Here is a 7,769-nt window from a genome sequence, read left to right as displayed (position 1 = left end):
CGGTAACTTTATCGTATGTAATCATGGTCTGGTGTATTGTTAAATATTTGAATTTCAGATACTTAAATATAAACATTTACCACCATGATTGCAATTTTAAATAGAATTAATAATCGAATTCAGGTTATAAGCATGCAGCAGTAGATCTAAACCTATCAATAGTAGATAAAAATCAATAATATAATTACCATGAATTTCTAAAGCATAACGAGAACGGTGTAAGAAGTATTCACCAACAACAGCTAATTCATACAAAGAAAAGATTTTAGATACTTAGAGGGCTATAAGGACATGCTCAATCACCTCCTACACTCCCCAATGAGAAATCAAAGTCCCCTCCTTAAAGGTTGGTTGTTGGAAATATTTTTCTTCAGCTATGAAATTAATGCAATTGGAGTGCGGAAACTAAGCTACTTTAAATGATAAAAGCACAATTAAAAGCGTAATTTCCCCAGACAATACTCGCGCTTTGGAATTACTAAAAATATTATAAAAACAGGAGTGAAATTTTTTAAATAAATGTCTGACTTTTTAAAACAACGCTCAAAAGTTTTTAATACTCCGACCAAAGACTGTCTGACGACACCTGACAACCCCAATATATTGCAACTCAGCAAACATTTAATTATTTTTTAAAAAAATAAAAAATAATTTAAAAATATCATTCTTAAATAAAAAAAACTATATTTGTATACCATCAGGTCCTGCCGTGCAAAACCTAAGAAAGATACTTCACTTATCGATATTAGTCTTCGCTTTCCAGCTCTAATGTTATCATTTATTAGATGAGATAATATTTGAATTTAATCTTCTCTAAGAGAATTTAATTCCTATTCACTTGATTTTTACAAATGATTATTTAAGACCTTATGGTCTAAATTAAGGCAATATTGCATTAATTTTTTTTAAAAGCACAAAAAAATGTAACAAGGAACATTAAAATCCTTTCACAAAACAAAAGGCTTTGGATTTATAACACCTAATGACGGTGGTCAGGTTTTATTCGTACATATGTCAGGATTAAAATTAAAAGATAGTATACATCAAAATGATCAGGGCACATATAACATCGAGCAAGGCCGCTCGGGACTAAACGCTACAAACGTACGAATAGCATAACGATACGTTATTATGTATTATTAATTAGGTTAGAGCAAATAATTTTTAACCTTTTTAAAACACATCATTCATAAACATAAAACCACGCCTTAATTTAAGACTAAAAATCATTTAATGGAAAAAACATTTAACATAGAAGAAGCACTTAATTATTGCGAGGATAAAAATGTAAATATGCTTTTTACTGAAACAAATTATTTAGAGGAAAATGCAGTCTTTAAGTTATATAAAGTAAAAGAAGAGCTCCTAATCGGTATTATGATAAACAGTCATAATGAAGAGATACGAAAAACAATTATACCATCTGAATTATCAAAACGAGCCTGCGATTTGGTCATACTAGATACAAGTTCAATAATTATCCTATAGCTTTTATTTGAACTCTCCAAATTTTATTAAATGATTAAAATTACCCACGAACTTATTAATTAAATCTTGATTAGCGCAATCTATAGAAAATAGCATTTAGAATGTTTAAGGAAGGAAACATATTTTAACTATTAATTTTTGCCACTAATTACCTCACAAATAAAACCCACATGGATTCATGACCGTATCGAAGCATTCCCAATAATGAAGTTTTCTTGTATTTTTTCAAGCTCTACCAAAACTCATTAACTTACGCAAAAATATCTGTAACATATTAGTATGTAATCATCCCTTGATGCAATAATTATTCATATGCCCCCAGCCATTTTTTGATATAATTCACAACAAGAAATATTACATCAAACAAATTAATAAAGGCCTAACAAATAGTTAGACCCTTGTATTTTTTTTATAATTAGACAATAAATATTATTTTTTGTCTAAATCATTTAACCAATTCGTAACCTCTTCACGAGTCTTACCAGTTTTTTCTTGTAACCTTCCGTAAAGTTCGTCTTCTTTTCCCTCTACATATAAAAGATCATCATCTGTCAAGTCTGCATACTGTTGCTTTACTTTACCTTTTAAGATATTCCATTTGCCTTTCAAATCTAATGAATCCATAGTATTAAAGTTTTGTTTCATTAATAGAACATATAAAAGAATATATAGTTTACAATAAAATGTTACAAAATGTTAAATAATAATTTCTGCAACATCCTTGATGAGGCAAAAACGGCGGTGGATTCTCAAAATATAAAGATTTAATAATCTTTAAAACAGTTTAATACCACAACTATTAATCAATCAACTTTTCATAATAAATATTAGAAATAATACTCATTACTTTCCATTAGGGCATTGCGTATGAAGATTTACTTTTACCTGAAACCTTTTTGCAAAAAAATGCCAAAAGAATGATTGAAGATGTAAAAATTTTTCAAGCTGTTCAGTGATTCCCATATTTTTAAAAAATCTCAGGGTCAAATGCATTCAAAAACGGCTTGTTACAAATAAAAAACAACAGTATAATATATATACATAATTCTCTATATTTATAAAATTTAATTCGTTTCCAGAAATTCTATCTGCCTTATGAAGCCTTATATAATTTCGCTTTTAATAAGCGTACTTTCGACTATAACAATCTATGGTCAAGATATAGATTTATCATCCGATGAACTATTTTCTCGAGCGCGAAATGTTGCATTCGAATCCAAAGATTATCCGCAAGCAATCAACTTAATTAAATCGGCACTAAATAAATCTCCAGAATATACAGATTTGCACATTTTCTTAGGAAGGCTTTATACATGGAGTGATAAAATTGATTCAGCCAAATTAGTATTTGAAAATTTACAGGCAAAAAAAATCAAAGATGAAGATTTCTATCTAGCTTACGGCTACCTACTTTATTGGAACAACCAAAACGAAAAAGCGAAAATAATTATTGATGAAGGGCTATCCCAGCATCCTCAATCCGAAGACATACTCTTGTTGCATGCGAAATTTAATTATGGCATTAAAGCCTATCAAGAGGCAGGAGCATCCGTAAATCGTTTATTGAGTATTAATTCTAAAAATACAGAAGCTAACTCACTAGCTCAAAATTTGAAATCTTATACTGCAAAAAATGCAATCAGTATAAATTATGATTTCACACATTTTGATAAACAGTTTGCTGATAATTGGCATATTTTAGGTCTTAGCTATAGGAGGGCAACATCACTTGGTTCGGTAATATTTAAAACAAATTACGCTAATAAGTTCGCTGATAATGGGCTACAGTTTGAACTAGAAGCTTACCCAAGAATCAATAAAATTTTCTATTTATATTTAGGCGCAGGCTACTCTGATAACGTAGGAATTTTTCCCCGCTTTAGAACAGGAGCTTCTCTCTATGCTAATTTACCTAAAAGCTTCGAAGGTGAAATTGGATATAGACAATTGAACTTTTCAAATAACATATGGCTATACACCGTATCCATAGGAAAATATTACCAAAATTTATGGTTCAACTTAAGAACCTATCTTTCTCCTGATAAAACGAATATATCTCATTCCTATACTGGAACTGTACGATATTATTTGAAAGGAGCAGACGATTACTTTGGACTTCAAGTAGGTACAGGTATAAGTCCCGAAGAAAATCGAAACAACCTACTTGTCGAGGATTCTTTTAAGTTAAAAACTTATAAAGTTGGCGCCAACTACAACTTTTCCATTAAAAAGAGAAATTTAGTAAGTATTGCTGCCACTTATTTCAATCAGGAGTTTCAGGTTAGCCAAAAAGGTAATCAATATGATCTAAGTATTGGCTATAGTAGAGTATTTTAATCAGGATCGTCTCCAAATTTTTACCATTTATCCGTTTTATAGTAGTAATGTTTCTGTCATGAGATTATTTCCAAAACCTAAAAATGAGCTTAAAAGAATTAAACAGCTGCATAATTATGGGTTAATTGGTATGGGCAAGGATCATGAGTTTGATATATTCGCGCAATCGGCAACCGCATTAACCGGTTGTTTAGCCTCCCTTATTGCATTAATGGAAGAGGATATACAAAGGATTCAAAGCTGCATAGGGTTAGATATAAACACCGTAGAAAGAAAAGATACAATTTGTCAGTATACTATTAACGGGCAGCACGCTCTAGTTATACCAGACACTTCATTAGATTATAGAACACTCGACAATCCTTTAATAAAAGAAGCAGGAATTAGATTTTATGCAGGTGTCCCTATAGTAGATCAAGAGGGTCTAGCTTTAGGAACCATATGTGTTATGGACTATGAGCCTAAGGTTCTTGAAGAAAATCAAATAAAATCTCTAGAAGATCTTGCGTACGCAGTGAGTCAAATATATACAAGAAAAAAAAAGGAATTAGAATCGGGGTATTACAAAAGTATCTATGAACAAACGCAGAATATGATTTGCGTTTTGGATAAAAATTTAAATATTAAACAGGCCAATCAGGTATTTGATAAATTATTTTTACAATCACAAAAAAAGTCTAATGAATTCAATTTCATTAAGCTTGTTGATGCCCAAAGTGAGGAACTCGAATTAGCCATAAATAAGAGTGAACTAAACGGAAAAAGCAACATTAAAAGCCAGAGTATAATAGCAAAAAAGAAATTGCTAATTGATTGGACATTTAAATATAATCATACCGTCAACGAAATATTTGTCTTCGGCAGAGATATAACAAAGGAAATACAAGAAAGAAAAAAATTAGAATCGTCAGAACGTAAATTCAGAAATTTTTTTGAGAATAGCATAGGACTCACTTGCTTGCATGATTTAAATGGAAAAATTCTTAAAATCAATGAAAAAGGCAGTCAAATGCTCGGTTATAAATCAATTGAAATTGAAGGCAAAAATATAGTTGATTTTATACCAGAGGAACGTAAAAAGCACATAGAGGAATATTTAAATAAAATTAAAGAACAGAAGGAAACTTCCGGGGTTATTACTTTAGTCGCAAAAAATGGTAACCTACTTTATTTTTTGTATCATAATATACTTGAATGCGATACCGAGGATTTCCCTTATGTAGCGAGCAGCTCATTAAATATCACTGACAATAGGACGGTTGAATTAGATTTAAGAAGAACTAAAGAGTTATTAGAACAAACTAATACTGTAGCTCAAGTTGGCGGATGGGAAATCGATATTGATAAAGAAAAAATAAAATTCTCCGATACGGCAAAGACTTTTTTTAACCTTAAAAAAGACTGTATATCTACCCTAAAAGAATTTGAAAATCTTTTTGATAACGAGTTTAAACGCACTTTGCGTAAAACTTTAATTAAAGCTAAACAAGACATACAAAGCTTTGATATTCAGCTAAAAATGAAGCAAGATGAAGCTGAATCGGTATGGGTTAGACTTAAAGGAGTACCCGAATGCACCCAAGGTAAATGCTCGCGCATATTTGGGATAATTCAAAATATTGATAAAAGTAAAAGGCTATACCTGGAATTAGAAAGGAAAGAAGCAATGCTCCGCGCATTTATAGAATTCGTACCTGCCTCGGTTGCCATGTTTAATAAAGATTTTGATTTTTTACACTATAGTAACCGGTGGTATGAAGAATTCGGAATAAATTTAAAAAAAATTAAGAACAAAAATCTTTTTTCACTTTTCCCAGATGTTCCTCAAGAACGGAGACAAATATATTATAATGCATTAAAAGGCATAACCTACAAAAATACTAACGAAAAAATACAATTAAACGAAGAAGAAGCCCCTAAATATTTGAATTGGGAAGTTAGACCGTGGTATATTTCCAAAAATAAAATTGGCGGAATTATAGTCTTTGCCCAAAACATAACCTCTTACATCAAAATTAACAAAGAGTTGATTGCAGCAAAAAAAACAGCTGAATTAGCAAATAGCGCCAAATCAGAATTCTTAGCAAATATGAGTCATGAAATTCGAACTCCCCTTAATGGAATTATTGGATTTTCTGAATTATTGATGCACACGGTAATTAATACTAATCAGCTTCAGTATCTAAAGTATATTCACGAGTCTGGAAGCAGTTTATTGCATATAATAAATGATATACTTGATTTTTCTAAAATCGAAGCTGGAAAATGGGAATTATTTATAGAAGAGGCTAACATTTATGAATTAACAAGCCAAGTAGTAGGAGCAGTAGTATTACAAGCGCAAAAGAAAAATATTGAGCTCATTTTAGATGTTGATCCAGCATTACCAATATATATGTATTATGATCACGATAGATTAAAACAAATTTTAATCAATTTGGTCGGAAACGCAGTGAAATTTACCAAAAAAGGTGAAGTATTAATTAAAGTATCGGTTTTAAAAAAGTTAAAAAATAAAATTCATTTACGGTTCTTCATAAAAGATACAGGCATTGGTATTGCGCCGCATCGTCAAGCGGGTGTTTTCAATGCTTTTGCGCAAGAAGATAGCTCCATTAACAAAATTTATGGAGGAACAGGCTTAGGATTAACAATTTCTAATAATATACTTAAGTATATGAATACTAATCTAGTATTGGAAAGCAAAGTAGGAAAAGGTAGTATTTTTTATTTTGACATTGAATTAGATTATAATCCGAACAATCAAACTCCAGAAATTGAAACCAATATACAGAAAGTTTTATTAATTGAGCAAAACGAAACCTTAAAAGAGGTAATAGCAAAGCTACTTGCATATAGAAATATTGATACCATAGTTTGCAGTGATTTTACTTCGGTTTGCATAACTCTAGAAAAAGAAATTAATTATGATGTTATATTAATAAACTACAATCAACTTAGCAGTGAGCAGAAGCAGCAATTAAATAAGCTAAAAAATAAGATTTCGATAATAATAATGCACGCTGTTTCTATTGATGAAGATGAATTTAGTGAGTTAGATAATTTTGAATATATTCATCGATTAATAAAGCCTTTTACACCACAGGCTCTATATCAAGCTTTAAACGAATTAAAAAGGAGCCAACAAAACAAATATATAACCCCATTGAGCAAAGAAGGTAATCAAATAAATTCCTTACAAAATTTAACGTCTGTAATTCTTGTTGCGGATGATAATGAGATTAACATGGAACTCAATGTAAAATTCATTAATGAACTGGTTCCAAATTCAAAAATTTTAAAAGCATATGATGGTAGGCAGGCTATTGATGCCTGTAAAAATTATGACGTTGATTTAGTATTTATGGATTTCCAAATGCCCATAATAGATGGTTTGCAAGCGGCAGAAATAATACGTCAACTTACAAAATATAAGACAAAGCCAATCATTGGAATTACAGCTGGAATAATATCTGGTCTGGAAAAACGCTCAAATCTAAACAATTTCACTAAAATAATTCAAAAACCTATTAAACTAAAAAATATCGAAAATATATTAATAAATTACTTAGATGCTGTTGATAAAGATCAAACGGCATTGGAAACATCGGATATAGGTTTTGATATAGATACTTTAAATCAAAATTTTAATGGTGATGATGATTTCAAATCTTTTTTCATGGATCTTGCAATTAAGGAGCTTAACAACACTATATCTATTTTAATAAGTGCAAAAGATTTAGTAAACCCCGAGGAACTCAAAAAAATTCTTCATAAGCTTAAAGGAACTGCTTCCACTATAGGAATGACAACTTTAGTTTCTAAGATCAATAAGCATGAAAATATACTTATTAATAATAATTTTGATGAAAATGTTTATGAAGAAATTATTACAGAGATAAACAAGAGCTTAGCAATACTTAAAGACATTTAAAATATTAAGA

General features: G+C 30.2%; 4 protein-coding genes and 1 pseudogene. 4 read left to right on the top strand and 1 reads right to left on the bottom strand.

The window, feature by feature from the left end:
* Positions 1-939: 939 nt before the first annotated feature.
* Together FLS47_RS11710 and FLS47_RS11705 are read left to right on the top strand one after the other, a co-directional pair.
* Positions 940-1,119, top strand: a pseudogene (locus FLS47_RS11710) (cold-shock protein); the annotation flags it as partial.
* Between the two features lie 114 nt (positions 1,120-1,233).
* A complete protein-coding gene (locus FLS47_RS11705; RefSeq protein WP_149914558.1) occupies positions 1,234-1,488 on the top strand; it encodes a hypothetical protein in 255 nt (84 codons plus the stop codon).
* A 429-nt stretch (positions 1,489-1,917) separates the two neighbouring features.
* Here the strand turns inward: FLS47_RS11705 and FLS47_RS11700 are convergent, their stop codons facing one another.
* A complete protein-coding gene (locus FLS47_RS11700; protein ID WP_149914557.1) occupies positions 1,918-2,112 on the bottom strand; it encodes a CsbD family protein in 195 nt (64 codons plus the stop codon).
* 471 nt (positions 2,113-2,583) lie between these two features.
* Here FLS47_RS11700 and FLS47_RS11695 point away from each other — a divergent pair, with 471 nt between their 5' ends.
* Entirely contained in the window at positions 2,584-3,825 is a 1,242-nt protein-coding gene (locus FLS47_RS11695; protein WP_149914556.1) for a YaiO family outer membrane beta-barrel protein, read from the top strand.
* Positions 3,826-3,883: 58 nt separating this feature from the next.
* A complete protein-coding gene (locus FLS47_RS11690; RefSeq protein ID WP_149914555.1) occupies positions 3,884-7,759 on the top strand; it encodes a PAS domain S-box protein in 3,876 nt (1,291 codons plus the stop codon).
* The last annotated feature ends 10 nt before the right edge of the window (positions 7,760-7,769 follow it).

This window comes from Sphingobacterium cavernae (assembly GCF_008520265.1).
In the GTDB taxonomy this organism is placed as follows: Bacteria; Bacteroidota; Bacteroidia; order Sphingobacteriales; family Sphingobacteriaceae; genus Sphingobacterium; species Sphingobacterium cavernae.
Note: the sequence above shows the minus strand (reverse complement) of the source record. Positions and strands in the feature narration are given on the sequence as shown.

Excerpts from the sequence above, each read along its gene's own strand:
- FLS47_RS11695 (WP_149914556.1), top strand. The coding sequence starts at position 2,584 with ATGAAGCCTTATATAATTTCGCTTTTAATAAGCGTACTTTCGACTATA.
- FLS47_RS11690 (WP_149914555.1), top strand. The coding sequence starts at position 3,884 with ATGAGATTATTTCCAAAACCTAAAAATGAGCTTAAAAGAATTAAACAG.
- FLS47_RS11705 (WP_149914558.1), top strand. The coding sequence starts at position 1,234 with ATGGAAAAAACATTTAACATAGAAGAAGCACTTAATTATTGCGAGGAT.
- FLS47_RS11700 (WP_149914557.1), bottom strand. The coding sequence starts at position 2,112 with ATGGATTCATTAGATTTGAAAGGCAAATGGAATATCTTAAAAGGTAAA.